General features: G+C 62.5%; 20 protein-coding genes. 16 read left to right on the top strand and 4 right to left on the bottom strand.

Annotation, left to right across the window (positions count from 1 at the left end):
- The first annotated feature begins 6 nt into the window (after positions 1-6).
- The 4 genes from FQV27_RS09740 (at position 7) to FQV27_RS09725 (ending at position 7131) form a co-directional block, all read left to right on the top strand.
- Positions 7-1803 (top strand): sensor histidine kinase, encoded by a 1797-nt coding sequence (locus FQV27_RS09740; RefSeq protein WP_147098154.1) that lies wholly within the window; start codon positions 7-9, stop codon positions 1801-1803.
- 16 nt (positions 1804-1819) lie between these two features.
- A complete protein-coding gene (locus FQV27_RS09735) occupies positions 1820-3148 on the top strand; it encodes a sigma-54-dependent transcriptional regulator (RefSeq protein ID WP_147097837.1) in 1329 nt (442 codons plus the stop codon).
- 475 nt (positions 3149-3623) lie between these two features.
- The gene (locus FQV27_RS09730; protein WP_147097835.1) at positions 3624-6263 is read left to right on the top strand and encodes an Rne/Rng family ribonuclease; all 2640 of its coding nucleotides are present in this window, start codon (positions 3624-3626) and stop codon (positions 6261-6263) included.
- 124 nt (positions 6264-6387) lie between these two features.
- Positions 6388-7131 (top strand): cytochrome c biogenesis CcdA family protein, encoded by a 744-nt coding sequence (locus tag FQV27_RS09725; RefSeq protein ID WP_147097833.1) that lies wholly within the window; start codon positions 6388-6390, stop codon positions 7129-7131.
- Here FQV27_RS09725 and murJ read toward each other — a convergent pair.
- Genes murJ through FQV27_RS09710 form a run of 3 tightly spaced genes read right to left on the bottom strand, consistent with a single transcriptional unit; the run spans position 7128 to position 12646 of the window.
- The gene (gene murJ, locus FQV27_RS09720; protein WP_147097831.1) at positions 7128-8654 is read right to left on the bottom strand and encodes a murein biosynthesis integral membrane protein MurJ; all 1527 of its coding nucleotides are present in this window, start codon (positions 8652-8654) and stop codon (positions 7128-7130) included. The two genes, FQV27_RS09725 and murJ, sit on opposite strands and share 4 nt — an antisense overlap.
- A gap of 4 nt (positions 8655-8658) precedes the next feature.
- Complete coding sequence (locus tag FQV27_RS09715) at positions 8659-11439, bottom strand: [protein-PII] uridylyltransferase (protein WP_417629436.1); 2781 nt, start codon at positions 11437-11439, stop codon at positions 8659-8661.
- Positions 11440-11458: 19 nt separating this feature from the next.
- Positions 11459-12646: a penicillin-binding protein activator gene (locus tag FQV27_RS09710; protein WP_147097829.1), complete on the bottom strand. Its 1188-nt coding sequence runs from the start codon at positions 12644-12646 to the stop codon at positions 11459-11461.
- Positions 12647-12766: 120 nt separating this feature from the next.
- Here FQV27_RS09710 and rsmI point away from each other — a divergent pair, with 120 nt between their 5' ends.
- The 3 genes from rsmI to gshB all read left to right on the top strand — a co-directional run bounded on the left by rsmI (position 12767) and on the right by gshB (position 15161).
- Positions 12767-13657 carry a 16S rRNA (cytidine(1402)-2'-O)-methyltransferase gene (rsmI, locus tag FQV27_RS09705; RefSeq protein WP_377768759.1) on the top strand — a complete coding sequence of 297 codons (891 nt, stop codon included), beginning with the start codon at positions 12767-12769 and terminating at the stop codon, positions 13655-13657.
- 3 nt (positions 13658-13660) lie between these two features.
- A complete protein-coding gene (locus FQV27_RS09700; protein ID WP_147097826.1) occupies positions 13661-14119 on the top strand; it encodes a YraN family protein in 459 nt (152 codons plus the stop codon).
- 94 nt (positions 14120-14213) lie between these two features.
- On the top strand, positions 14214-15161 hold the full coding sequence (gshB, locus tag FQV27_RS09695; protein ID WP_147097824.1) for a glutathione synthase: 948 nt from the start codon (positions 14214-14216) through the stop codon (positions 15159-15161).
- 209 nt (positions 15162-15370) lie between these two features.
- On the opposite strand, the gene FQV27_RS09690 is transcribed toward gshB, so the two are convergent.
- Positions 15371-16897, bottom strand: coding sequence for a YifB family Mg chelatase-like AAA ATPase (locus tag FQV27_RS09690; protein ID WP_147097822.1), 1527 nt, complete (start codon positions 16895-16897; stop codon positions 15371-15373).
- Positions 16898-17025: 128 nt separating this feature from the next.
- On the opposite strand from FQV27_RS09690, the gene FQV27_RS09685 reads away from it, so the two are divergent.
- Genes FQV27_RS09685 through FQV27_RS09645 form a run of 9 tightly spaced genes read left to right on the top strand, consistent with a single transcriptional unit; the run spans position 17026 to position 25555 of the window.
- Positions 17026-18294 carry a bifunctional phosphopantothenoylcysteine decarboxylase/phosphopantothenate synthase gene (locus tag FQV27_RS09685; RefSeq protein ID WP_147097820.1) on the top strand — a complete coding sequence of 423 codons (1269 nt, stop codon included), beginning with the start codon at positions 17026-17028 and terminating at the stop codon, positions 18292-18294.
- Positions 18291-19364, top strand: coding sequence for a cysteine desulfurase family protein (locus FQV27_RS09680; RefSeq protein WP_147097818.1), 1074 nt, complete (start codon positions 18291-18293; stop codon positions 19362-19364). Before FQV27_RS09685 ends, FQV27_RS09680 begins: the two co-directional genes overlap by 4 nt.
- Positions 19361-20881, top strand: coding sequence for a Fe-S cluster assembly protein SufB (gene sufB, locus FQV27_RS09675; protein ID WP_147097816.1), 1521 nt, complete (start codon positions 19361-19363; stop codon positions 20879-20881). The genes FQV27_RS09680 and sufB overlap by 4 nt, the downstream gene beginning before the upstream one ends.
- A complete protein-coding gene (locus FQV27_RS09670; protein ID WP_147097814.1) occupies positions 20878-21189 on the top strand; it encodes a heavy metal-binding domain-containing protein in 312 nt (103 codons plus the stop codon). Before sufB ends, FQV27_RS09670 begins: the two co-directional genes overlap by 4 nt.
- A gap of 8 nt (positions 21190-21197) precedes the next feature.
- Positions 21198-21953, top strand: a complete 756-nt coding sequence (sufC, locus tag FQV27_RS09665; RefSeq protein ID WP_147097812.1) for a Fe-S cluster assembly ATPase SufC — start codon at positions 21198-21200, stop codon at positions 21951-21953.
- A complete protein-coding gene (locus tag FQV27_RS09660; RefSeq protein WP_147097811.1) occupies positions 21953-23269 on the top strand; it encodes a SufB/SufD family protein in 1317 nt (438 codons plus the stop codon). The genes sufC and FQV27_RS09660 overlap by 1 nt, the downstream gene beginning before the upstream one ends.
- On the top strand, positions 23248-23751 hold the full coding sequence (locus tag FQV27_RS09655) for a hypothetical protein (protein ID WP_147097809.1): 504 nt from the start codon (positions 23248-23250) through the stop codon (positions 23749-23751). Before FQV27_RS09660 ends, FQV27_RS09655 begins: the two co-directional genes overlap by 22 nt.
- Positions 23748-24347 (top strand): YIP1 family protein, encoded by a 600-nt coding sequence (locus FQV27_RS09650; RefSeq protein ID WP_147097806.1) that lies wholly within the window; start codon positions 23748-23750, stop codon positions 24345-24347. The genes FQV27_RS09655 and FQV27_RS09650 overlap by 4 nt, the downstream gene beginning before the upstream one ends.
- On the top strand, positions 24344-25555 hold the full coding sequence (locus tag FQV27_RS09645) for a cysteine desulfurase (RefSeq protein WP_147097804.1): 1212 nt from the start codon (positions 24344-24346) through the stop codon (positions 25553-25555). The genes FQV27_RS09650 and FQV27_RS09645 overlap by 4 nt, the downstream gene beginning before the upstream one ends.
- Positions 25556-25712 lie beyond the last annotated feature (157 nt).

The raw sequence follows: 25712 nt of genomic DNA, 5'->3' as shown, positions 1-25712 counted from the left end.
ATCCTGATGACGCCCGAAGATGACCGCCCGCCGGCAACGGCGCGCGCCGGGTCCGGTAAGGCGGGCAGCCCCTGGGCGCTGCGCGTTGCGCTGGCGTTGCTGGTCGTGGTTTCGGGCCTTATCCTGTGGGCGACCAATGTCGGCCTGACCGAGCGTTTTTCCGAGAACACGCGCGTCCGGGCAGAGTTGCGCGCGACGCTTTACAGCGGTCAGCTTCAGTCAGAGCTTCAGCGCAATTCGGTCGTCCCGATGATGCTTGCGCGCGATCCGGCGCTGATTACCGCGCTCGCGTCCGGGGATTTCGCAAATACCTCTGCGCGGTTGATTACGGCGCAAAAAGACATTGGCGCGGCGTCGATCCGCCTTCTTGATGCGTCCGGGCGCACGGTTGCGGCAACGGACCGCCAGCTTCTGGGCACCAATTACGTGGCCGCGCCATATTTCGTGGATGCCATGCGCGCGCGTGACACGGTGTTTACGGTCGCACCGTCGCCTCATGGCGGCTTCGATTTTGTCTATTCGCGTGCCATTGCCGACAGCGCCGGAACGCTGGGGGTCATCGTCGTCGGCACCGATCTGTCGCGGCTCGAACAAAGCTGGGCAGGAATATCTGACGCGGTCGCGGTGACGGATTCCACCGGGCAGGTCATCCTGACGACCGAAGGCCGCTGGCGCGGCTTGCCGCTGGATGAGGCCCTTGACCTGCGCCCCGCACCAAGCGCGATAGAACGCGCTTTTCAGGTCACGAGCGACTGGACCAACCCGCCAGCCGATGCCTGGGTCAAGGGGCGCGCCGTGATGCAGACCGAGACGCGCATCCCCTTCCGCGGCTGGCGAATGTACAATTTCACCACCTACGATTCGACGCGTGAAAGGGTGCTTGCCGTTCTGGCGATGGAGGCGACGGCTTTCGCGGTGATCGCGGCGCTTGCCTTCTATGTGCTGTCGCGCCGGGCGCAGCGACGCTCGGTTGCGTATATGCGCGAATCTGCCGACCTTCGTGCGCTGAACGCGCGGCTGACCCGCGAAATCGCCGAGCGCGAGCGTGTCCAGCGAGAACTGCGCGTGGCCGAACAAACCGTGCAGCAATCGTCGAAGCTCGCAGCACTTGGCGAGATGTCGGCAGGCGTCAGTCACGAATTGAACCAGCCGCTGGCCGCGATGAAAACATATCTGGCGGGCGCGCGACTGCTGCTGGACAGGGGGCGCTCGGACGAAGCGCTGTCGAGCTTTCAGCGGATCGACGATCTGGTCGATCGTATGGGCTCGATCACACGGCAGCTGAAATCATATGCGCGCAAGGGCGGCGAAGCGTTCGAACCCGTGGACCTTCGCGCGGCTTTGTCAAACGCCCTGACCATGATGGAACCGCAACTGCGCGCCCGCCCGGTCCGCATCATCCGCAACCTGCCGCGCAAGCCGGTGATGGTCTATTGCGACCGCATCCGGCTAGAACAGGTGCTTATCAACCTTCTGCGCAATGCACTGGATGCCACGAAAGCGGTAAAAGACCCGCGCGTGGAGATCGGAATCGAGACCGGCGCTCAAGCCGTTGTGACCGTACGTGATAACGGTCCGGGGGTCAGCGATCTGGACAAATTGTTCGAGCCGTTCTTCACAACCAAGAAGCCTGGCGAGGGCACGGGACTCGGTCTCGCGATCTCGTCGGGAATTGTCGCCGATTTCGGCGGCCGCCTGACTGCCCATAATGCCGAGGACGGAAGCGGCGCCGTGTTCGAACTCGCCCTGCCGCTTTACGATCCGGATGGCGGACGCGCTGACGCGCCGCTCGCCGCCGAATGAGAAGGAAAGAGACAGCATGAGCAAGACGCTTCGTATTGCGATTGTCGACGACGAACCGGATATGCGTGAATCGATCAGCCAGTGGCTGGTCCTTTCGGGCTTCAACACCGTGACCTACGCATCGGCCGAGGATGCGCTGAAAGAAATAGGGTCGGATTGGCCCGGCGTGGTGATTTCCGACATCCGCATGCCCGGCATGGATGGAATGGCCTTCCTCAAACGTCTCATGAGCATCGATTCGGCGCTGCCGGTCATCATGATTACCGGCCACGGCGACGTGCCAATGGCTGTCGAGGCGATGCGCATGGGCGCGATGGACTTCATGGAAAAGCCGTTCAAGCCCGACCGGATGACCGAGCTTGCCAAGAAGGCGACCCAGACACGACGTATGACGCTGGACAACCGCGCCCTGCGCCGTGACCTTTCTGAAGGTCAGCAGGTGATGTCGAAGCTGGTCGGCCAGTCCGCCGCGATGGAACGTCTGCGCGAGGATATTCTCGATCTCGGGCAGGCTGACGGCCATGTTCTGATCGACGGGGAAACCGGCACCGGCAAGACGCTGGTCGCCCATGCGCTGCATGCCGTTGGCCCGCGCGCCTCGAAGAAATTCGTGCCCATTGCCTGCGCCGCCTTTGACCCGGAACAGCTTGGTGCGCGGCTGTTCGGGCCGATGGAGGAAGGCATCCCGGCGGTCGAGGAGGCGCGCGGCGGCACGCTTTGCCTTGAGGATATCGAGGCGCTTCCTGACGCTTTGCAGGCCCGGCTGCTTGGCTTCATCGCCGATCAGGGCAGCCCTGCTGAAACCCGCATCATCGCCATTTCCAATGCCCGCGGCGACGGGCGCCGGCCCGAGGATCTGCTTCGTCCTGATCTGTTCTATCGTCTCTCGGCGCTGCAGATCACCGTGCCGCCGCTGCGCGCGCGGGGTGAAGATATTCTGGCGCTGTTCACCCGTATGACCGAGCAGTTTGCCGATGAATATGGTTGTGAGCCGCCGCAGGTGAACGCGCAGGAAGCCGCCCAGCTTCTGCAGGCACCCTGGCCCGGCAATGTGCGGCAGCTTATCAACGTCGCCGAACGCGCGGTGCTGCAGAACAGGCGTGGTTCGGGGTCCATCACATCGCTGCTGATGACCGAGGGCGACGAGGATCAGGCGCAGGCAACCACGACCGAAGGCAAGCCGCTGAAAGAATATGTCGAGAGCTTCGAAAAAATGCTGATCGACAACACGATGCGCCGGCACAAGGGCAGTATCGCGGCGGTCATGGACGAGCTGTGCCTGCCGCGCCGGACCCTGAACGAGAAAATGGCAAAATACGGCCTCTCGCGCGGCGACTATCTTTGATCTGCGAGCCAGCCCGATCTTTTATGGTTGAACGGCGGGGTGCGTTATCACAACCAAAGGTAGCATCGCGCCATCGGCGGTTATGTGACGTCTTGGCAATTCGCCATTGAACTTCCTTGCCTTCCACGATTATGTTCAGACCATGCGCGTGGTCTGGATCCCTGATCGGACTTTCGCGCCATCAGTTTCGCAGCGGAGGCTGGCCTGACAAGACAGGTGCCATCCGCCAAGAAAGCCACCCTGCAGCGCGTTCCGCGCGGGGGAGTCATTCACTGCCTTGTGCATCAACGCCAGGGCCAAGAGGTAACAGACGCGATGCATCGCGCGCGATACAGTTCGACTCAGACGCCGGTGGGTTTGTCCCCACAGGGTCTTGTTTTCGACCCCGTCCTCGCCGCCTCCGCGTCCCCATCACATCGCAGCCCGCAGTCACCGACCGCAGGTCGGTACAGGCGGCTGCGCGAAAGTATCACCAATGGCAAAGAAAATGCTTATCGACGCGACACATGCGGAAGAAACCCGCGTGGTCGTCGTGGACGGAACAAAAGTCGAGGAATTTGATTTCGAGACAGTCAACAAGCGGCAGCTTGCTGGCAATATCTATCTGGCAAAGGTCACGCGGGTCGAACCCTCGCTGCAGGCGGCCTTCGTGGATTACGGCGGAAACCGGCACGGCTTCCTCGCCTTCGCGGAAATCCACCCCGATTATTACCAGATCCCCGCAGCCGACCGTCAGGCGCTGATCGAAGAAGAACGCGCCTATGCCGAGGCTGTCGCCGCCGAAGAGGCCGCACGAGAGAAATCGGGCGAACGCAAGGGCCGCCGCCGGTCGCGCCCGGAAAAGACTGGCGCGACCGATCCCTCGGTCAGTTCGGAAGAAATTCCGGGCATGGAAGTCGTCGATCACGATGACGACGCGCATGAAAGTGCTGCCGCGCCCGAGGGCGAGGCCAATGACGCCGCCTTGGACAATACCGCGCAAGCAGAAGCTGATTCCGATTCGGATGCGAATGCCGAGATTGACGCGTCGGACAAGGATGACAGCATCGAATCGGTCGCCGATGAGGACGTGACCGAGGAAATCCGCGTTCCCAAGAAACCGCGTGCGCGCCGCTACAAGATCCAGGAAGTCATCAAGGTCCGCCAGATCATGCTGGTTCAGGTGGTCAAGGAAGAACGTGGCAACAAAGGCGCCGCGCTGACTACCTATCTGTCGCTGGCCGGGCGCTATTGCGTGCTGATGCCCAACACGGCGCGGGGCGGCGGCATCTCTCGGAAGATCACAAATGCAGCCGACCGCAAGAAGCTGAAGGATATCGCTTCGGACCTGAAGGTGCCGCAGGGCGCGGGCCTGATTATCCGCACCGCCGGCAGCCAGCGAACCCGGACCGAGATCAAGCGCGATTACGAATATCTGATGCGGCTGTGGGAACAGATCCGCGAACTGACTTTCGCGTCAACGGCACCTGCACCGATCTATGAAGAAGGCGACCTCATCAAGCGCACGATCCGCGACCTTTACAGCCGCGAGATCGACGAAGTGCTGGTCGAGGGCGATCGCGGCTATCGCGTGGCCAAGGACTTCATGAAGATGATCATGCCGTCCCATGCCAAGAACGTGAAACATTACAGTGATCCGATGCCGCTTTTCGCGCGCTATCAGGTCGAGGGCTATCTCGGCGGGATGTTCAATCCGGTCGTGCAGCTTAAATCCGGCGGCTATATCGTCATCGGTGTGACCGAGGCGCTCGTCGCGATCGACGTGAACTCTGGCCGGGCCACGAAAGAAGGCTCGATCGAGGATACGGCGACCAAGACCAACCTTGAAGCCGCCGACGAAATCGCCCGTCAGTTGCGTCTGCGCGACCTTGCCGGGCTGATCGTCATCGACTTCATCGACATGGACGAGCGCAAGAACAACTCTGCCGTCGAAAAGCGCCTGAAGGATCGCCTGAAGACAGATCGGGCGCGTATTCAGGTCGGCAAGATCTCGGGCTTCGGCCTGATGGAGATGTCGCGCCAGCGCCTGCGTCCGGGGATGCTGGAATCGACCACGCAGCCCTGTGCGCATTGCCACGGCACAGGCCTGATACGGTCGGATGACAGTCTTGCGCTGACCATCCTGCGCGCGATCGAGGAAGAGGGAACGCGCAAGCGTTCGCGTGAAGTGCTGGTAAAGGCGCCCATCGCGGTGGCGAATTTCCTCATGAATGCCAAGCGGGAACATATCGCCGGGATCGAGGCGCGTTACGGCATGTCCGTCCGGGTCGAGGCTGACCCGACGCTGATCTCGCCCGACTATGCCATCGAGAAGTTCAAGACGGCGACCCGCGCCGTGCCGGAACTCGCAAGTCCGGTCGTATCGGTCGACGCGCAGCTTATGGCGCAGATCGACGACGACGATGTGACCGAGGATGAGGCCGATCACGAGAGCGATGCCGACCTCGCCGAGGGCGACGACAGCGATGACGATAACGGCGCATCGCGCGATAGCGACGGCAATAACCGTTCCAAGCGCCGGCGCCGCCGTCGCCGGCGTGGTGGCAAGGATCGCGCGGACGGCGATAACCGCAATGATGACAGCGGCGACGACCAGTCAAGGACCGAACAGCCGGTCGCTGCCGTGATGGCGGTCGAGGATGGCGGCGCATCGGATGCGGCACCCGACGAGACCGAGGAAAAGCCGAAGGCACGCAGTCGCTCGCGCAGCCGTTCACGTCGCAAGACTGCGGACGCGACGCCTGACGCGCCAGCCGAGGCTGTTGCAGCCGAAGCGGTCGCGGCTGACGCCGACGCTGAAGATGCCGCGCCCGTGGCGAGCGAACCCGCCCAAGAGGAAGCGGCAGCCAATCCGGCGCCGGATACACCCGAGCTTGCAGACAGCGCCGCCGCAAATGCGCCGGAAGGCGTAGCGGAGCAGACGGGGCAGGCGGAGCGGACAGGGGACGAGGCCGAAGCGAGTGAGGACGATACGGCCCAGTCCGAGTCCACGCAGACTGCCGCGCCAGAATCCGTCCTTGAATTTGCCGAAGCACAGAGCGACGCCGCATCCCAGCCCGAAGCAACCGCCAAGCCCGCGCGGGCGAAGCGTCGCGGCTGGTGGTCGATCGGCTGAAACTGCATAGCGGATTGTAAACGAACAGCCCCGCCGGCATGGCGGGGCTGTTTTGCATTGACGGTTACGACACTGTGAGGCGCTGCGCTCTGGCGCAGATCACAAAAATCTCTACTGTCTGCGCATGTTCGGAATTGACCTTATCGACGCCGCTTTCCTGCCTGCGGCCCTTGTCGCGCTGCTGGCCGGTGTCATCTCTTTTCTGTCGCCCTGCGTGCTGCCCATCGTGCCGCCCTATCTGGCTTACATGACCGGGGTCGGTGTGAATGGTCTGAAAGCGGGCGAACGCAGCGCTGTGCCGGCGGCGCTGATGTTCGTGCTGGGCCTGTCCACCGTATTTCTCATCATGGGTTTCGCGGCGTCGGCATTCGGTCGCATCTTCCTTGAATATCAGATCTGGCTGGCACGCATCGCCGGGGTCGCGGTCATTCTGATGGGCCTGCACTTTCTGCATGTCTTTCGCATACCCGTGATGGACCGCGAAGCGCGGCTGGAAACGGGCGATCAAGGCGGATCGGCATTTGGTGCCTATGTCCTTGGGCTTGCCTTCGCTTTTGGCTGGACGCCCTGCATCGGCCCGCTTCTGGGGACGATCCTGTCCCTTGCCGCGACCGATGCGGATGCCGCGCGCGGCACTGCCTTGCTCGCGGTCTATGCGCTCGGGCTCGGGCTGCCATTCTTGCTTTCGGCAATATTCATCAATCGCGCCATCGGACTGATGAACCGCATAAAGCCGTACATGAAGACCATAGAAAAGGTGATGGGCCTATTGCTGATCGCGGTTGGCGTCATGCTGGTCACGGGTCGGATGGCCGACCTGTCATATTGGATGCTGGAAACCTTTCCCGGCCTTGCGACCCTGGGTTAACGCTTTACGTTCCGGCGCAGGTCCTGAATCGAGATCGCACCGGTCGCGAAGCTGAGCGCAAAGTAAAGCAGCGCGCCACCCAGAACCAGCAGGACGAGTTCCGGCACCCGCGACATGCCGATGCTGTTGGTCCAGCGAAGCACCAGCCACAGCGCACCCGCCATGAGCGCAGAGCAGAGCAGGATTCGCGGCACGGCGCGCTTCAGGCGGGCATCCCAGCGGGCCGACTGGCCCATTTCGCGCGTCCCAAGCCACAGCTGCGCGGCCATGACCCATGATGCCACCGTGGTGGCAATCGCGGCGGACAGAAACCCGATCACATGCATCAGTCCGAAGGCGATGACCGCGTTGACGACCATCGCGACGACCGCATATCTGAATGGCGATTTCGTATCCTCGCGCGCGAAGAACAGCGGTTGCAGGATCTTCTGCATGACGAATGCCGGAAGGCCGAGCGCATAGACGATCAGCGCGTAGGATGTCTGCAACACATCATTCGGCCCGTAATCGCCGCGTCCGAACAGCGTATCGACCATTGGCACGGCAATAACCGCAATTGCGAAGGCGCAGGGCATCGTCAGGAACAACCCGAATTCGGTTGCGCGGCAGAAGGCGCTTTGGCCGCCTGCATCGTCGCCAGCGCGCAGCCGACGGGCGAGTTCCGGCAGAAGCACCACCGCGACCGCGCCCGCAACCACGCCGAGCGGAAGCTGATACAGCCGGTCGGAATAGTAAAGCCAGACCACCGCGCCGTCGAAATAGGATGCGACCTGCGCACCGACCAGAAGGTTGATCTGCACGACACCGCCCGCAAACGCGGCAGGCAGGGCGACGCGGATCAGGTTGCGCATCTCGGGCGAGAGGCGGGGGCGCTTGGGCCAGAAGGTCCAGCCGGTGCGATGCGCATCCCACCAGACCAGCCCAAGTTGCGCGATCCCCGTCACGGGCGTGGCCCAGGCCAGCGTCAGGCCTAGATCCCAGCCTTGCCAGCGGCCGAGGAACATCGCGACGATGAAAAGAAGGTTCAGCAGCACTGGCGCCGCGGCTGCGGCAGTGAAGCGGCCATTGGCGTTCAGCACCCCCGAAATCATCGACGCCAGCGAGATCAGCAGGATATAGGGAAAGGTGATGCGCGAATATTCGACAGCCAGCGCGAAACGTTCATCGCCGGCAAAGCCCGATGCCATCATCATCACCATCAGCGGCATGAAGATCATCGCGACAGCCGAGAGCAGCAGAACCACGATGAACAGCCCCGAGAACGCCTCGGATGCAAAGCGCATCGCCTCGTTCCGGGTTTCCAGTTTCTTGGCGAACATCGGAACGAAGGCGGTATTGAAAGCACCTTCGGCAAAAAAGCGGCGAAACATGTTCGGCAGGCGAAGGGCGACCGCGAAGGCCTGTGCCATCGGGCCGGAGCCCAGCCATGCCGCCATCAGCATGTCACGCACGAAACCCGCGAGCCGGGACAGGAACGTCCAGCTGCTGACGGCGACGAAGCCGCGCACCAAACTGCTTTTCATCGCCTCACGCTCCTGATTTGTCGAGATCCGCGCGCTCGGCGCCTTCGCGGATCGCCTGACGCAGCTTCTTTTCCAGCGCCTCTCGTCGGCCAGCCTGATGCAGTTTCAGCCCGAAGGCATCCTTGACATAGAAGCTGTCGACCACCTGCGCGCCATATGTCGCAATGACGGCACTTGCAATCTGGATATGATTTGCCGCCAGCGTGCGGGTCAGATCGTGCAGCAGTCCCGGCCGGTCGCGGGTATCGACCTCGATAATGGTGTAGATGTCGCTGCCTTCGTTGTCGAAGGTGACATGGGTGGGAAACTTGAAGGCGCGGTCGCGCTTCTTCATCTGGTCCTTGTCGGCGAAGGCGTCGCGCGCCACGACCTCGCCTTTCAGCGTGCGGTCGATCATCTTGCGAAGGCGCGGCAGACGTTCGGCATCGTAGGGGTGGCCTTCGCTGTCCTGCAGCCAGAACACAGCCGTCGCAAACCCATCCTTCGAGGTATAAGTCCGCGCATCGACGACATTCGCGCCGACCAGAGCCAGCGCACCAGCCAGACGCGAGAAGATCCCCGGATGATCGACCAGCACAAAGGCCGCGCGTGTCGCGTCGCGATCGGCGTCGGGGTGCAGGTCGATGCGGATTTCGTCATCACCCAGATCTCTCAGCAAGCGGGCAAAGACAGCATGGGTTTCCGTTGGCAGGCCCTGCCAGTAATTCGCGTAATGGCGCGTCGCCTCGGCCTTGATGGACTTGCCGTCCCAACCCTGCGCAACCAGAAGGTGACGCAGCGCGCGCTTCGCCTCATCGCGGCGCTGATCGCGGTTCAGCGCCTCCATCCCGTTTTCCAGCACAGAAGCGGTCTGTTCGTAAAGCTGGCGCAGCAGCACGGCTTTCCAGTTGTTCCATGTGCCCGGCCCGACGCCGCGAATGTCGCAGACCGTCAGCACCAGCAGCAGGTCCAGCCGCTTACGCGTTTTCACGGCCTTGGCAAAATCGCGGATCGTGCGCGGATCAGAAATGTCGCGCTTCTGCGCCACATCTGACATCACCAGATGATTGCGAACCAGCCATTCGACAGTCTCGACGTCTTCGGCATTCAGGCCCAGTCGGGTTGTCACGCGCCGCGCGATCTGGGCGCCGATGATCGAATGGTCTTCAGGCCGGCCCTTGCCGATGTCATGCAGCAGCACGGCGAGATAAAGCACACGTCGGTTGATCTTGCCGTCCATGACGATGCGGCTGGCGATGGGCAGGTCCTCGACCTCGTGGCCCTGCTCGATCTCGGAAAGAGCCACGATGCACTGGATAGTGTGCTCGTCCACTGTGTAATGGTGATAGACGTTGAACTGCATCATCGCCACGACGGGTTCGAATTCGGGGATGAATGCGGACAGAACGCCCAGCTCGTTCATGCGCCGGAGCGCGCGTTCAGGGTTGCCGTGCTTCAACAGCAGGTCAAGGAAGATGCGGACGGCTTCGGGATCCTCGCGCACCTCGTCGTCGATCAGGTTCAGATTAGATGCGACAAGGCGCATTGCCTCCGGGTGGATGAGGATGCCGGTGCGCAGCGCCTCCTCATAAAGGCGCAGGATGTTCAGTGGGTCCTTCAGTGCGGCATCGGTATCGGCAAAGGTCAGCCGGCCCGACAGTTCGGCAAATCCGGGGCGCATGCGCTTGCGGCGGCGGAAAATGCGGCTGAGCAGGGGCTGCTGAAACACATGGCGGCTTTCGAGCGCTGTCAGAAAGACGCGTGTCACCTCTCCCACCCGTGTCGCGTGACGGAAATAATCCTGCATGAACAATTCAACCGCGCGACGGCCGGGGCGATCCTGATAGCCCATGCGGCGCGCCACCTCGACCTGCATGTCGAAGCTGAGGACGTCGACGGGCCGCCCCGCAATCAGATGCAGGTGGCAGCGCACCGCCCACATGAAATCCTCTGCCTGCCAAAACGCAAGGTGCTCGTCGCGGGTGAAAAAGCCCAGATCCACAAGCTGCGCGGCGCGGTCCACACGGTGGATGTATTTCGCGATCCAGTACAGCGTTTGCAGATCGCGCAGTCCGCCTTTGCCCTCCTTGACGTTCGGTTCAAGCACATAGCGCTGCCCGCCCTGCCGCAGGTGGCGTTCGTCTCGTTCGGACAGCTTCGCCTCGATGAATTCGGGGATCGAGCGGTCGAAAAGTTCGTCCCACAGGCGCTCGCGAAGCGTCTCGGCCAGCGAAAGCTGCCCGGCCACTGCGCGATGTTCGACCAGCGAGGTGCGGATGGTCATGTCCTGCCCGGCCAGGCGGATACAGTCATCGACGCTGCGCGTGGCATGGCCAACCTTCAGCTTCAGATCCCAGAGCATATAAAGCATCGATTCGACGACGCTCTCTGCCCAGGCGGAGGTCTTGTAAGGTGTAAGAAACAGCAGATCGACGTCGGATTGGGGCGCCATTTCAGCGCGTCCATAGCCGCCGACTGCCAGAACGGCCAACTGCTCCGCCTCGGTCGGGCTTTGCTGCGGGTGAAGGTGGTTTACCGCGACGTGATGAACGGTTGTGACAATGGCGTCGGTCAGGCTGGCAATGGCGCGCACCGTCTCGCGCGCCGCACGGGGATGCGATTCGAAGCCCGCCACGATGTCGTCCATCGCGGAATTTCGCGCGGTCTGTAACGCCGCGACGGTTTCGGCCCTGACCGCACGTGCGTCGGGAGCGTCCTTCAGCCGCTCGTCAAGCTCTCGAAGGAAGCTTTCCGGGGCGAATATGGAATGCGCCCCGGGCAATGCCGGGGCGCTTTGGGGCAGTATATCCTCGGAGACGGGCAAATCAGAACCCGAAGCCGCCGAAGCTGCGTGGCGCCGGGTCGATCACGACGACCGCGCCATTGTTGATCGTCGCAATGGCCATGCCACGTTCATTCGTGCCGTTCGGGCGCAGCCGGAAGACGCCGTTGATGCCGGCGAAGCCTGCCGGACGGGTCAGCCCGATCGTGTTGACCGCGTTCTTGTTGCCCGATCCCACAAGCGCCGCGATGGCTGCGACCCCGTCATAGCCGAGCGAGCCCAACTCGTGCGGGGCCTCTCCGTAAGCGCTGCGATAGCGCGAAACGAACTGGCTTTGCAGCGACGTATCAGGAAGCGCGAACCAGCCACCCTGAACGCCCGGAAGTTGCAGACGCGCGGCAGGAATATCCCAGCGGGTCAGGCCCATGAACTGGGCATCGCGCGAACTGACCCCGGCCGCATTCAGCCTGTCGGTCAGATAGGGCAGGACGGCCTGCTGGTTGGCGGTCATGAAGATCGCATCGATCTGGCCGGATTTCGCTGCGTTGGTGACCGCGGGGATGATCGCGTCGATGCTCTCTTGCGACAGGGCGTGCTGTTGGCGTCCGGTAAGGGTCGCGCCGTTCTGGGCAATGGCGGTCTGGATCGCGCTTGCGCCGATCTGTCCGGCGGGGTCGTTCTCATAGACCATCAGGAAGCGGCTCAGTCCCTGACGGACGCCGTATTTCACCAGACGGTCGGCGACATTCTGGAAAGTATTGCCAAGAACATAGACATTCCCGCCCGCAATATCCGGGTTGTTGGAGAATGACAGGACATTCAGATTGTTGTCCTTCATCGCATTGCCGACGGCATTCGCCGAATCGGCAAAGAGCGGCCCGAGAATGATCTTTGCGCCTTCGGCAGCGGCTTTCTCGGCTGCGGCGACGGCAGACCCCTCGGCCGGGGTGGTCGGATAGACGCGCAGGTCGATCTGCGCGCCGCGCGCATCTGCCGCGGCCATGCGCGCGGAATTGGAAAGCGAGCGGCCGAGCCAGTCCAGATCGGCATTTCCCGTGCCGCCGGGCACGAGGAGGGCGACCTGAACCGGTTGGCTCGGGTCGATCTGCGGGCCTATTGCGGGCCCGGAGCGCCCGAGGCTTGTCGGCTGGCAGGCGGCGACGGCAAGAGCCGCTGCCACGACACCCGCCTGCGCGACGCGGCGCGTGATTCGCTTGGCAATGGTGAACATCACGATGATTCCCTATTGTCAGGAGTTGCGGCTTTTTGCTGAACACTATTCGCTAGACAGAGCCTTGGCAACGCGACCGCCGGGCCACCAGACCATGCGCTACTGCCGGGAGAGAATGCCTTGAACGCTGACACCCACGGACCCGAAACGCTCTCCGCTCGCATCGAGGCGCCACGCCTTGAGGCGGGCCTCTATCTGGTCGCGACACCGATCGGTACTGCGCGCGACATCACGCTGCGCGCGCTGGATGTGTTGAATGCGGCGGATATCCTGGCTGCCGAGGACACACGGACATTGCGTCACCTGATGGATATTCACGGCGTGCCGCTGCGCGGTCGGCGGATAATCGCCTATCACGATCATAACGAAATGAAGCAGGCCAGCCCTCTGGTCGCTGCGATGAGCGACGGCAATTCAGTCGCATATTTTTCCGAGGCGGGGACGCCTTTGGTTGCGGATCCTGGCTTCCGGCTTGCCCGCGAGGCGATCGCCAGGGATGTGCGCGTCCATCCGTTGCCGGGTCCGTCGGCTGCGCTGGCGGCGCTGAGTGTCGCCGGCCTGCCAAGCGACCGCTTCCTGTTCGCGGGCTTTCCGCCGCAATCGGGCGGGCAGAAGAAAAGCTGGCTGACCGAAGCCGCGGCTGTCGACGCGACAGTCATTCTTTTCGAAAGCCCTAGGCGCGTTAAGCAAACATTGGGAATTCTGTGCGAGATTGAACCGAAGCGGATTATCGTTCTTTGCAGGGAGCTGACGAAGAAATTCGAAGAAGTCCTGCGCGGTACCGCGCAGGACCTGTACGAAAACCTTCCTGAAAAAGGGGTAAAGGGGGAAGTGGTGCTCGTTCTTGACCGTCCTCAGGCAAATCTGCCCGATGAGGCGGAAATTACGGAAATGCTCTCGACGATGTTGGGTGACATGTCGCTGCGGGATGCCGCAACGGCAGTCGCCGAAAAATACGGAATTTCGCGCCGTGATGCCTATCAGATCGGGCTGACTCTGGGCAAAGGATGAGGAATGCAGCTTTGTTTCGATTTTGACCGGGTTGAAGCCGTGCCGGTCGTCCCGCCGGGGCAGCGATCAAGCGTGCCGCCGCGAAAGGTGTCGTCATCGCGCCGCGCCCGCGGCAAGACTGCATATGATGCCGGCCGGATTGCCGAAGGCACCGTTTCCGACAGATATCTGCGCAGGGGCTACGACCTGATACAGACGCGCTGGCGTGGCAAGTCCGGCGAAGTTGACCTGATCCTGCGCAAGGACAGCACCTACATCTTCGTAGAGGTGAAGGCGTCAAAGGATTTCTCTCGTGCGGCGGCGCGGATCAACCGCGCGCAGATGAATCGAATCTGTCACGCCGCGATTGAATTTTGTGGCGGGCTACCCTCTGGCCTTCAAACTGACATGCGACTTGACGCAGCACTTGTCGATCAGTTCGGCAGGGTCGAAATTATCGAAAACGCCTTTGGCATGGATTGAACCGCTGAGTGATCGTGGGTTCACCAGGGTGATCGCGGGTTGAATTGCGGCGCGTATCGCCCCACAAGGCAGCGAAACCTCAAAGGATGCTGCCATGAGCCTTTATGTTGCGCTGCAGATGGACCCGATCGAAGACGTCTCTATCGACGGGGACAGCACGTTCCGGATCGGCCTGGAGGCAGAGGCGCGCGGACATCGCCTGTTCCAGTATATCGTCGATCGGCTGACTTATCGCGCAGGGCGTGTATACGCCAAGGGCCGTCCGGTCACGCTGCGGCGCGAGCAGGGAAATCATGTAGATTTTGGCGATTGGGCCACCGTAGAGCTGGGCGAATTCGATGTCGTCTGGCTTCGCCAGGACCCGCCATTCGACATGGGTTACGTAACGTCGACGCACCTTCTGGATCGCGTGCGCGACGAAACCCTGGTGGTCAACGACCCGTTCTGGGTGCGCAACAGTCCCGAAAAGCTGATGGTTCTGGACTTTCCCGCGCTTACGCCAGAGACCTTGATTACCCGCGACATCGCCGAAATTCGCGCCTTCCGCGAGGCGCATGGCGACATCATCGTCAAACCGCTTTACGGAAATGGCGGGGCCGGCGTGTTCCACCTTCGCCCCGACGATCCGAACCTTTCGTCCTTGATGGAGTTCTTCGCCGGCCTGAACCGTGAGCCCGTAATCGCGCAGCGCTATCTGCCAGCGGTCAAGGATGGCGACAAGCGCATCATCCTTGTCGATGGAGAGCCGATTGGCGCGATCAACCGCGTCCCCGCGCAGGGAGAGGCGCGGTCGAATATGCATGTCGGCGGCAGGCCCGAAAAGACGGAGCTGACCGCGAAGGAGCGCGAGATCTGCGCTGCGATCGGCCCGGCCCTGAAGGAGAAGGGGCTGCTTTTCACGGGCATCGACGTGATCGACGGCTGGCTGACGGAAATCAACGTGACCTCGCCGACCGGACTGCAGGAGCTTGAACGGTTTGACGGAACCAATGGCGCGGCCCTGATTTGGGACGCAATCGAAAGTAAGCTGGCGGCGCGCTAACGGCTTCCGGGGCCGACCTGAGCGGCGGTAAGCTGGACGTCGCGGGATGGGTTTTCAGGTTTCGCACGGTGGTTGACGCGTTCAGGTCCGCGCAGACCGTGCGTCCGACATAAGGCGCTGCCAGTCGACGTGACCCGGTCGAGACATTCCTTCCTTCGACCCGAGGCTGTGCGACGCATTCGCCGAATCGGGGCTACCTGGAGTGCAACCTAACCACCCCTGATGAAAGGAAGCCGGTAACTTATGGCCTCGGCCAGATGATTGGATCCGACATTGTCGCTGTCGTCCAGATCGGCAATGGTGCGTGCAGTGCGCAGAATGCGATGATAGCCGCGCGCGGTGAGGCCAAGTTTGTCGGCTGCCTGCTGGATCAGATCGCGTCCAGCCGCGTCGGGCGCCGCGATTTCGTCAAGAAGTGCCGGCGGCGTGTCGGAATTGCAGCGAGGCGCTGAGCCACCGAATTCATATCGCGCGAATCGGTCTGTCTGCCGCTTGCGGGCGGCCGCCACGCGGGCAGCGACCACTGCCGAGGTGTCGCCGGACGCGGGCAGGTTCAGGTCGTCCAGCCCAACTGCGGGCACCTCGATGCGCAAATCGAAGCGGTCCATCAACGGACCCGAAATCCGCCCGAGGTAATCTTCGCCGCAAACGGGAACGCGGGCGCAGGCACGCGCGGGATCCGCCAGATAGCCACAGCGGCAGGGATTGGCGGCGGCGACCAGCAGAAAGCGTGCGGGATATCTGATATGGGCATTCGCGCGAGCGACCACGACCTCGCCGGTTTCGACGGGCTGGCGCAGCGTGTCCAGGACCTGGCGCGAAAATTCCGGAAATTCGTCCATGAACAGAACGCCGTTATGGGCGAGGCTTATCTCGCCGGGCCGCGCGCCGCGCCCGCCGCCGACGATAGCAGCCATCGACGCCGTGTGGTGCGGGTCGCGATAGGGTGCATGACGCGGAATACCACCATCCTTCAGCAGCCCTGCAAGCGAATGGATCATCGCGGTTTCAAGCGCTTCTGCCGGCGCAAGCGGGGGTATCAGACCTGGCAGGCGCGCGGCGAGCATGGATTTGCCGGCACCAGGCGGACCGACCATCATCAGATGGTGGCGTCCCGCGGCGGCAATCTCCATGACGCGTTTCGCGCGTTCCTGCCCCTTTACTTCACGCAGATCGCCGTAGCCGACGCTTGCCGACGCATCGCCCGGACGGGCGCGTCGCAGGGGCGCGCGCTCGGTCAAATGGTCGATCACCTCGCGCAGATGCGATGCGCCGAACACCGGGACCGAGCCGACCCATGCGGCCTCGGGCGCGCTTGCCGAGGGACAGATCAGCGCCCGGTCATCTTCGGCCGAGGTCATGGCAGCAGGCAGCGCGCCCGCAACCTGAACCAACCTGCCATCAAGCGCCAGTTCGCCCAAGGCGACGACGCCGGAGAGCGCATCTGCTGGCAGCAGATCCAGCGCTGCCAGCACCGAAAGCGCGATTGGCAGGTCGAAATGCGACCCTTCCTTCGGCAGATCGGCCGGCGACAGGTTCACGGTTATCCTTTTCGAGGGCATCGCAATGGAAAGCGAGCCGAAGGCCGCGCGCACCCGTTCACGCGCTTCCGAGACCGCCTTGTCAGGCAGGCCGACGATCGAGAAGCCGGGCAGCCCCGCCGCGACGGAGCTTTGAACCTCGACCAGACGGCCTTCGACGCCTTCGAAGGCGACCGAATAGGCGATTGCCACCATACCCCACTCCTTTCGGCGCAGATTAGGAGCGAAGCGTTTAAGGATCGGTTAACGCAGTCCCAGACGGGTTTCCTTGCCGTCTGCGGTCGTGTCGCATATCTGCATGGGGCAGCTATAGGGAGTCGGCAATGCAGGGCAGCCGCATTCTGTTGGTCATCGGCGGCGGGATCGCGGCCTATAAATCGCTGACCTTGATCCGCGAACTCCGCCGCGAGGGATGTCGCGTGGTGCCCGTGCTGACACGCGCTGCCGAAGAATTCGTGACGCCGCTTTCCGTTGCGGCGCTGTCGGCAGAGCCGGTGCATCGCGACCTGTTCGACCTGACGCGCGAGGCAGAGATGGGTCACATCCAGCTGTCACGCGATGCAGATATTGTCGTCGTGTCCCCTGCGACCGCCGATCTGATGGCAAAAATGGCGGGCGGGCATGCGGACGATCTGGCCTCGACCCTGCTGATGGCGACGGATAAGCGGGTGCTGATCGCGCCTGCAATGAATGTCAGGATGTGGTTGCATCCCGCTACGCAACGCAATCTTGCCACGCTGCGCGGCGACGGCGTTCTGATCGTCGGACCGGATGAGGGTGATATGGCCTGCGGCGAATTCGGCCCCGGTCGCGCTGCAGAGCCGGAAGATATTGTCGCAGCGATTCGCGATGCGCTGGCTGGCGCTGGCGCGGCGGGCATTCCGGCTGCGGCACCTTCGCCAAATGAGCGGTTGCGCCTCGGGCCGGAGATCAAGGTCGGACCGCTGAACGGGCGGCATGTCATCGTGACCTCTGGTCCCACGCAAGAGGCGATTGACCCTGTGCGCTACATCTCGAACCGTTCGTCTGGCGCGCAAGGCACAGCGATTGCTGCAGCATTGCGCGATCTTGGTGCGCGGGTCAGCTTCGTGACCGGCCCGGCCAGCGTCTCGCCACCGGATGGGGTCGATGTAATTCCTGTCGAGACCGCCGATGAGATGCGTGACGCCGTCGAGGCGGCGCTGCCCGCTGACGCGGCTGTCATGGCGGCGGCTGTGGCGGATTGGAAGATCGCAAATGCCGCAGGAAAGAAGATGAAAAAGGACGGCTCCGGCAGAATGCCGGTTCTGGAATTCGCGGAAAACCCCGACATTCTGGCTTGGGTCAGCAAGCTTCGGAAGCGTCGCCCGAAGCTGGTGGTGGGCTTCGCTGCCGAGACAGACAACGTGGTCGAGCACGCGACGTCGAAGCGACAGCGAAAGGGCTGCGACTGGATCGTTGCGAACGATGTCTCGCCGGGGACGGGGACATTCGGCGGGTCAGAGAATACTGTCACGCTGATTTCTGCCGACGGCGCGGATGCCTGGCCGCGCATGGGCAAGGACGAGGTGGCGCAGAAGCTGGCCAGCAGAATTGCCGAGGCGCTGAAATGAGGGCCTATCTGGACTGGAACGCCACGACCCCATTGCGTGACGAGGTGAAGGCCGCGATGCGCGATGCGATGGAGGTCGCGGGAAACCCGTCATCGGTTCACAGCGAAGGCCGGGCGGCCAAAATGGCGCTGGAGCGCGCGCGCGAACAGGTAGCGGTCGCCTTGGGTGCGGAAGGTGCGGATGTGATCTTCACCTCTGGCGCGACCGAAGCGGCGGCGATGGTGCTGGCCGGGCAGGGCGTTCATTGCGCGGCTGTCGAACATAGTGCCGTGAAGGCGTGGTGCGAGCAGGATCTGGCGGTGGACGGCAATGGGATCGTCACCGTTCCCGATCCCGCGCGGGCAAGTCTGCAGCTTGCGAATAATGAAACCGGGGTGATTCAGGCTTTGCCCGAGGGGCTGGCGTCCAGCGATCTGACACAAGCCTTCGGAAAAATTCCCTTTGCCTTCAATTGGCTGGGCGTCACAGCGGGCTTTGTCAGCGCGCATAAGCTGGGCGGGCCGAAGGGGATCGGCGCACTGATCCTGAAGAAAGGCACCGATATTCAGGCCCTGCTGCGCGGTGGCGGGCAGGAGCAGGGCCGGCGCGGCGGAACCGAGAATATGATCGGGATTGCCGGCTTCGCCGCGGCTGCGGTGGCCGCACAGCGCGATCTGGATGCCGGATTATGGGACGAAGTAGCGGCCCGCCGCGACGCGTTGGAGGCGCGTTTGCTGGCTGCAGCCCCCGGCGCTGTGATTGCAGGAAAAGACGCGCGGCGCTTGCCGAATACGACCTGCATTCTTACATCCGGTTGGAAGGGTGAAACGCAGGTCATGCAGATGGATCTGGCAGGATTTGCGGTGTCAGCGGGATCGGCCTGTTCTTCGGGCAAGATCCGTGCCAGCGGCACGCTTCAGGCGATGGGTTTTGATGACAGCACCGCGCAATCGGCGATCCGCGTTTCCATAAGCCCAGCTTTGGGTGACGATCAGATCAACCGATTTGCGGATGCGTGGGAAACCGCGTATTCACGCTGGCGCGACAGGAATGGCCCGGCTGAGGCCGGGCTTAGGAAGGACAAAGGATGAACACGACTCCTGATCTAGAGGTGCGCGAAGGCGTCGACCGTGAAACGGTCGAGACCGTCGCCAACATGGGCAGCTATAAATACGGCTGGGATACGGAGATCGAGATGGAATATGCCCCGAAGGGGCTTTCCGAGGATATCGTCCGTCTTATCAGTCAGAAGAATGAAGAACCGGAATGGATGACCGAATGGCGGCTGGCGGCCTATCGCCGCTGGGTCACCATGGCCGAACCGAAATGGGCGATGCTGAACTATCCTGAGATCGACTTTCAGGAACAGTATTACTATGCCCGCCCGAAAAGCATGGAAGTGAAGCCCAAATCGCTGGACGAGGTCGACCCGAAGCTGCTGGCGACCTATGAAAAGCTGGGCATCCCGCTGAAAGAACAAATGATTCTGGCGGGCGTCGAAGGTGCGGAAGACACCCCTGCCGATGCGCGCAAGGTCGCGGTCGATGCCGTTTTCGACAGCGTCAGCGTGGGCACCACCTTCAAGGACGAGCTGAAAAAGGCAGGCGTCATCTTCTGCTCGATTTCCGAAGCGATCCGTGAATATCCCGATCTGGTGAAGAAATATCTGGGCAGCGTCGTGCCGCCGACCGACAATTTCTATGCCACGCTGAACAGCGCCGTGTTTTCGGATGGCAGCTTCGTCTATATCCCGCCGGGCGTGACCTGCCCGATGGAACTATCGACTTATTTCCGTATCAACGCGGAAAATACCGGCCAGTTCGAACGCACGCTGATCATTGCGGATAGAGGGTCTTACGTCAGCTATTTGGAAGGCTGCACCGCGCCCAAGCGCGACACCGCGCAGCTTCACGCCGCTGTGGTGGAGATCGTGATTCTGGAAGATGCCGAGGTGAAATACTCGACCGTCCAGAACTGGTTCCCCGGCGACGAAGAAGGCAAGGGCGGTATCTACAACTTCGTCACCAAGCGCGCCGATTGCCGCGAGGCCCGCGCCAAGGTGATGTGGACGCAGGTGGAAACCGGTTCGGCGATCACGTGGAAATACCCGTCCTGCATCCTGCGGGGCGAGGAATCCTCGGGCGAGTTCTATTCCATCGCCATCGCCAACAATATGCAGCAGGCCGATACCGGCACCAAGATGATCCATCTTGGCAAGAACACCCGCTCGCGCATTGTTTCGAAAGGGATTTCGGCTGGCAAGGCGCAGAACACCTATCGCGGGTTGGTGTCCATGCATCCGCGGGCGACGAACAGCCGCAACTACACGCAATGCGACTCGCTTCTTATCGGCGATAAGTGCGGCGCCCATACCGTGCCCTATATCGAGGTGAAGAACACCAGCAGCCGGGTCGAGCATGAGGCGACGACCAGCAAGGTCGATGACGAACAGCTGTTCTATTGCCGCCAGCGCGGCATGGACGAAGAACAGGCGGTTGCAGTCATCGTGAACGGCTTCGTGCGCGACGTGCTGCAGGCCCTGCCGATGGAATTCGCCATGGAAGCGCAGTCGCTGGTCGCGATTTCGCTGGAAGGCTCGGTCGGATGATCGTCACCACGACCCCCAGCGTCGAAGGCCGCAGGATCACCGCCTATCACGGCGTGATTACGGGCGAGACGATCATCGGTGCGAACATCTTCCGCGATCTGTTTGCGGGCATTCGCGACATCGTCGGCGGACGCTCGGCCAGCTATGAAGGTGCGCTGGCTGAAGCCCGCGAGACCGCCATGAAAGAAATGCAGGACCGCGCCGCCGCGCTTGGCGGCAATGCGGTCGTAGGCGTCGATCTCGATTACGAGGTCATCAACAACATGCTGATGGTGTCGGCCTCTGGCACGGCCGTCACGATCGACTGAGGAATGAAATGCTGAAAATCAATAACCTGCACGCCAAACTTGAAGATGAAGACAAGCAGATCCTGAAGGGCGTGACGCTGGAAGTGCCCGCGGGCGAGGTTCACGCGATCATGGGGCCGAACGGATCTGGCAAATCGACGCTGTCCTATGTGCTGTCGGGTCGCGACGGTTACGAGGTGACCGAGGGCGAGGCGTCGCTGAATGGCGAGAACCTGCTGGAACAGGAACCGGAAGAACGCGCTGCTGCCGGCCTGTTCCTGGCGTTCCAGTATCCAGTGGAAATTCCCGGCGTCGGCAACATGACCTTCCTGCGCACCGCGCTGAACGCGCAGCGCAAGGCGCGCGGCGAGGACGAACTGTCGGCGGCAGACTTCCTGAAGCTGATCCGCGAGAAGGCGAAGACGCTGAACATCGACGCCGAAATGCTGAAGCGTCCTGTTAACGTCGGTTTCTCGGGCGGTGAAAAGAAGCGCAACGAGATCCTGCAGATGGCCATGCTGGAACCGCAGATGTGCATTCTGGACGAAACCGATTCTGGCCTCGACGTGGATGCGATGCGGCTGGTGGCGGATGGTGTGAACGCGCTGCGCGCGCCGGATCGCAGCTTCCTTGTTATCACCCACTATCAGCGCCTGCTGGACCACATCAAACCGGACGTTGTGCACATCATGGCGAATGGCCGCATCGTAAAAACCGGCGGGCCGGAACTGGCGCTCGAAGTCGAAAAGAACGGCTACGGCGACCTGCTGGCGGAGGTCGGCTGATGGCAGATGCGGCACTGAAATCACGCCCGGCTGATGCTGGTGGGGCTGACGCGCTGACGGCGCGCCTGTCCGCGCTGGATCTGCCGAAGGGCGGCTTTACCGCGCCTGCGCGCGCGGCGGCGCTTGCACGGCTGAAAGACATGGGCCTGCCCAAGCCGCGCGACGAATACTGGCGCTATACCGATCCGGCGGCGTTCAACGCGCCCTCGCCGCAGCCGCTGCCCATCGCAGGCGCAGGCCCGGACAGCCCGCTTTTCGAGGATCTGGACCGTCTGCGTCTGGTCTTTGTCGATGGGGTTTTCGACGCAGATGCCTCGGACGATCTGGCACTGGACGGGATCGAGATCGGCACGCTGGCCGCATCCGAAGCCGATCCGGGCCATTGGGCCGCCGATCTGTATGGCACGCTGGAGGCGGAATCGCACAAGCGCGTTGCCCGTCCCTTTGCCGCGCTGAATACCGCTGCGGCGGGTGACGGTGTGCTGATCCGGGTGACGGGCAAGCCCTCGCGGCCTGTCCATCTGATCCATCGCCGTCGCGACGAAGCGGCGGATGTCTGTTACCATCATGTCATCCGGGTCGAACCCGGCGCGGAAATGACGTTGCTTGAAACCGGCATGACCGGCGCGCGGTCCAGCTTCGTGCTGGAAGTCGATGTCGCCGATCAGGCGCGCTTTCACCTGATTTCCGCCAAACGGGCGGGTCATCAGAAACTGGGCTGGGGCGGCATCTTCGCCCGCGTCGGCGCCGAGGCGCTGTTCAAGTCCTTCGCGCTGTCGGTCAACGGCACGATGATGCGTTATGAAACCGTGGTCGATATGGTCGGCGACGACGCGGTGGCCCATGTCGCGGCGGCGGTGCTGGGCGACGGCAATCGCGGCGACTTCCATCATGACGACACCGTGTTCATCACCCATGCGGCCGAGCGCGGCGAATCGCGTCAGGTTTTCAAGAAAGTGCTGAAAAACGGCGCGAAGGGCATTTTCCAGGGCAAGATCCTTGTTCGGCCCGGTGCGCAGAAAACCGACGGCTATCAGATCAGCCAGGCGCTGCTGCTGGACGAGGACAGCCAGTTCCTTGGCAAGCCAGAGCTGGAAATCTATGCCGATGACGTGCAGTGCAGCCACGGATCTACCACCGGCGCGATTGATGAAACGGCGCTGTTCTATCTGCGCTCGCGCGGGGTGCCGAGGGATCGGGCCATCGTGCTGATGGTGCTGTCCTTTCTGGCAGATGCCTTGGCCGAGGTCGATGACGAAACCCTGCGCGAACAGATCAGTGACCGGCTGGACGCATGGCTGACAAGGCACGCCTGAAACAGGGGATCGTTCCGCGTATCCTCGATAGCTGGCGCAGGCCGGGCGAGGTGGTTCGCGGGCTGGACCCCATGTCCGAGGGCGCGTTGCTTGCGGTTCTGATGGGCGCCATGCTGGTTTTCCTGATCGCGCAGGCACCGGGACATGCGCGCGCCGCGACCCTTGATCCGTCTGTGCCGCTGGCCGGACGCATGGCGGGGGCGCTGACGGCGGTGATGTTCATGATGCCGCTGCTGGCCTATGCGCTGGCATCGGTCACTGCCGCGATTTCGCGACTGACGGCCCTTCGGATCAGTGGCGCGCAATCGCGCCTTGCGCTGTTCTGGGCGCTGCTTGCGATTTCGCCGTTGATGCTGCTGTCCGGGCTGGTCGAGGGGCTGATCGGGCCGGGCGCTGCGCTTGCCGCGACGCGTCTGATCGCTGGGACAGGCTTTTTGTTCATCTGGGGTGCAGGCATTCGTGCCCTTGCAATGATGCCATGACATTCGACGATTTCATCATCCTCGCGCGCAATACCTTTCGCGATCCGCCTCTTGCATTTGCGCAATTGCGCAGGCTTGACCTGCCGGTCTCGGCCCGCTGGATGGCACTTCTGCTTCTCGCGGCTCTGTCTTCGATCATGGCCGCGCTGGCGATGCGCGTTTTCCCGGCCCTGTCTGATGGCGGCTTGGGCCTGCCGGAACTTTCGCCGATGTCGCGTGCCGGGCTGCAACTGGCGGGCATGGCGCTGACGGCATGGCTCGTGGCGGTTATCGGCGGTGCCTTTGGCGGTCGCGGCGATTTTTCGGATGCGCTGCTGGTCGTCGCTTGGCTGGAATTCCTGATGCTCGCCGCGCAGATCGTGCAACTGGGCGTGATGCTGGTCTTTCCGCTGCTTGGCAGCATGCTGGGTATCGCAGCGCTTCTTGCGATCCTTTGGGCGAGCGTGCAGATGATCAAGGCGCTGCACGGCTTTTCGAATGCGGCGCTGGTGTTCATGGGGCTGCTGGGTGCCGGCCTTGTGGTGCTGCTGTTCCTGTCTGTCATGGCGGGTGCGCTGGGTCTGATGCCTGAACTCCCCGCAGAGGTGCAACCATGAGCTTTGATATCGAAAGCGTCCGCGCGGACTTCCCGATCCTGTCGCGAGAGGTGAATAACCGCCCGCTGGTCTATCTGGACAATGGGGCAAGCGCGCAGAAGCCGCGTCAGGTGATCGACGCGATCACCCGCGCCTATGAGGGCGAGTATGCGAATGTGCATCGTGGTCTGCATTACCTGTCGAACCTCGCGACCGACAAGTATGAAGCCGTGCGCGGCATCATCGCGCGCTTCCTGAACGCCCCGCACGAGGATGAGGTGATCTTCTCCTCCGGTTCGACCGAAGCGATCAATCTGGTGTCCTACGCCTGGGCCGCGCCGCGCCTGCAGCCGGGGGACGAGATCGTGCTGTCGGTGCTGGAACATCACGCCAATATCGTGCCCTGGCACTTTCTGCGCGAACGGCAGGGCGTGGTGCTGAAATGGGTGGAGCCGGAAGCCGATGGCAGCCTGCCGCCGGAAAAGGTGCTGGCGGCCGTCGGGCCGAAGACCAGGCTGATTGCTGTTACGCATATGTCGAACGTGACCGGCACGGTGGTCGATGTGGGCGCGATTGCGCGTGGAACCGATGTCCCGGTGCTGGTCGATGGCAGTCAGGCCGCAGTTCACATGCCCGTCGATCTTTCGGCGCTTGGCGTCGATTTCTACTGCATCACCGGGCACAAGCTTTACGGACCCTCGGGCTCCGGCGCGATCTGGATCAGCCGCGAGCGGCAGGCCGAGATGCGGCCATTCATGGGTGGCGGCGACATGATCCGCACCGTGACCCGCGATGCGATCGACTATGCGGATGCCCCCCTGAAATTCGAGGCCGGCACCCCAGGCATCGTCAATCAGATCGGGCTGGGTGCCGCGCTCGAATATCTGATGGATCTCGGGATGGAAAATATCGCCGCGCATGAGCGCAATCTGCGCGATTATGCCCGGACCCGGCTGAGAGAGCTGAACTGGCTTCAAATTCAGGGTGACGCGCCAGACAAGGGTGCGATCTTCTCGATGACGATGGACGGCGCGCATGCGCATGACGTGGCCACTATCCTGGACAAGCGAGGCATTGCGGTGCGCGCGGGCAGTCACTGCGCGATGCCACTGATGGAATTCTACGGACAGACCGCCACCGCGCGCGCCAGCTTTGCCATGTATAATACGAAGGCCGAAGTCGACGCCCTGATCGACGGCCTGCAATTCAGCCGCGAGCTTTTCGCCTGATCCGATCAGACGGTCATCGGACGTTGCCGGCTGGCTGCCGATTTTTTCGCATGCCCATTGCGGCGCTGTGCGAATGCGGATAATCAGACGCGCACGCACCCGTAGCTCAGCTGGATAGAGCGCTGCCCTCCGAAGGCGGATGTCAAGTCCGGCAATG

The organism is Paracoccus aurantiacus (genome assembly GCF_007993065.1).
Taxonomy (GTDB): Bacteria; Pseudomonadota; Alphaproteobacteria; order Rhodobacterales; family Rhodobacteraceae; genus Paracoccus; species Paracoccus aurantiacus.
This window is presented reverse-complemented; position numbering and strand designations above follow the sequence as displayed.

Coding starts and splice junctions, on each gene's coding strand:
- FQV27_RS09680 (WP_147097818.1), top strand. CDS start 18,291: ATGAGGGCCTATCTGGACTGGAACGCCACGACCCCATTGCGTGACGAG.
- FQV27_RS09740 (WP_147098154.1), top strand. CDS start 7: ATGACGCCCGAAGATGACCGCCCGCCGGCAACGGCGCGCGCCGGGTCC.
- gshB (WP_147097824.1), top strand. CDS start 14,214: ATGAGCCTTTATGTTGCGCTGCAGATGGACCCGATCGAAGACGTCTCT.
- FQV27_RS09655 (WP_147097809.1), top strand. CDS start 23,248: ATGGCTGACAAGGCACGCCTGAAACAGGGGATCGTTCCGCGTATCCTC.
- FQV27_RS09690 (WP_147097822.1), bottom strand. CDS start 16,897: ATGGTGGCAATCGCCTATTCGGTCGCCTTCGAAGGCGTCGAAGGCCGT.
- FQV27_RS09660 (WP_147097811.1), top strand. CDS start 21,953: ATGGCAGATGCGGCACTGAAATCACGCCCGGCTGATGCTGGTGGGGCT.
- FQV27_RS09710 (WP_147097829.1), bottom strand. CDS start 12,646: ATGTTCACCATTGCCAAGCGAATCACGCGCCGCGTCGCGCAGGCGGGT.
- sufC (WP_147097812.1), top strand. CDS start 21,198: ATGCTGAAAATCAATAACCTGCACGCCAAACTTGAAGATGAAGACAAG.
- FQV27_RS09670 (WP_147097814.1), top strand. CDS start 20,878: ATGATCGTCACCACGACCCCCAGCGTCGAAGGCCGCAGGATCACCGCC.
- FQV27_RS09700 (WP_147097826.1), top strand. CDS start 13,661: ATGCAGCTTTGTTTCGATTTTGACCGGGTTGAAGCCGTGCCGGTCGTC.
- FQV27_RS09645 (WP_147097804.1), top strand. CDS start 24,344: ATGAGCTTTGATATCGAAAGCGTCCGCGCGGACTTCCCGATCCTGTCG.
- murJ (WP_147097831.1), bottom strand. CDS start 8,654: ATGAAAAGCAGTTTGGTGCGCGGCTTCGTCGCCGTCAGCAGCTGGACG.
- FQV27_RS09685 (WP_147097820.1), top strand. CDS start 17,026: ATGCAGGGCAGCCGCATTCTGTTGGTCATCGGCGGCGGGATCGCGGCC.
- FQV27_RS09650 (WP_147097806.1), top strand. CDS start 23,748: ATGACATTCGACGATTTCATCATCCTCGCGCGCAATACCTTTCGCGAT.
- FQV27_RS09725 (WP_147097833.1), top strand. CDS start 6,388: ATGTTCGGAATTGACCTTATCGACGCCGCTTTCCTGCCTGCGGCCCTT.
- FQV27_RS09730 (WP_147097835.1), top strand. CDS start 3,624: ATGGCAAAGAAAATGCTTATCGACGCGACACATGCGGAAGAAACCCGC.
- sufB (WP_147097816.1), top strand. CDS start 19,361: ATGAACACGACTCCTGATCTAGAGGTGCGCGAAGGCGTCGACCGTGAA.
- FQV27_RS09735 (WP_147097837.1), top strand. CDS start 1,820: ATGAGCAAGACGCTTCGTATTGCGATTGTCGACGACGAACCGGATATG.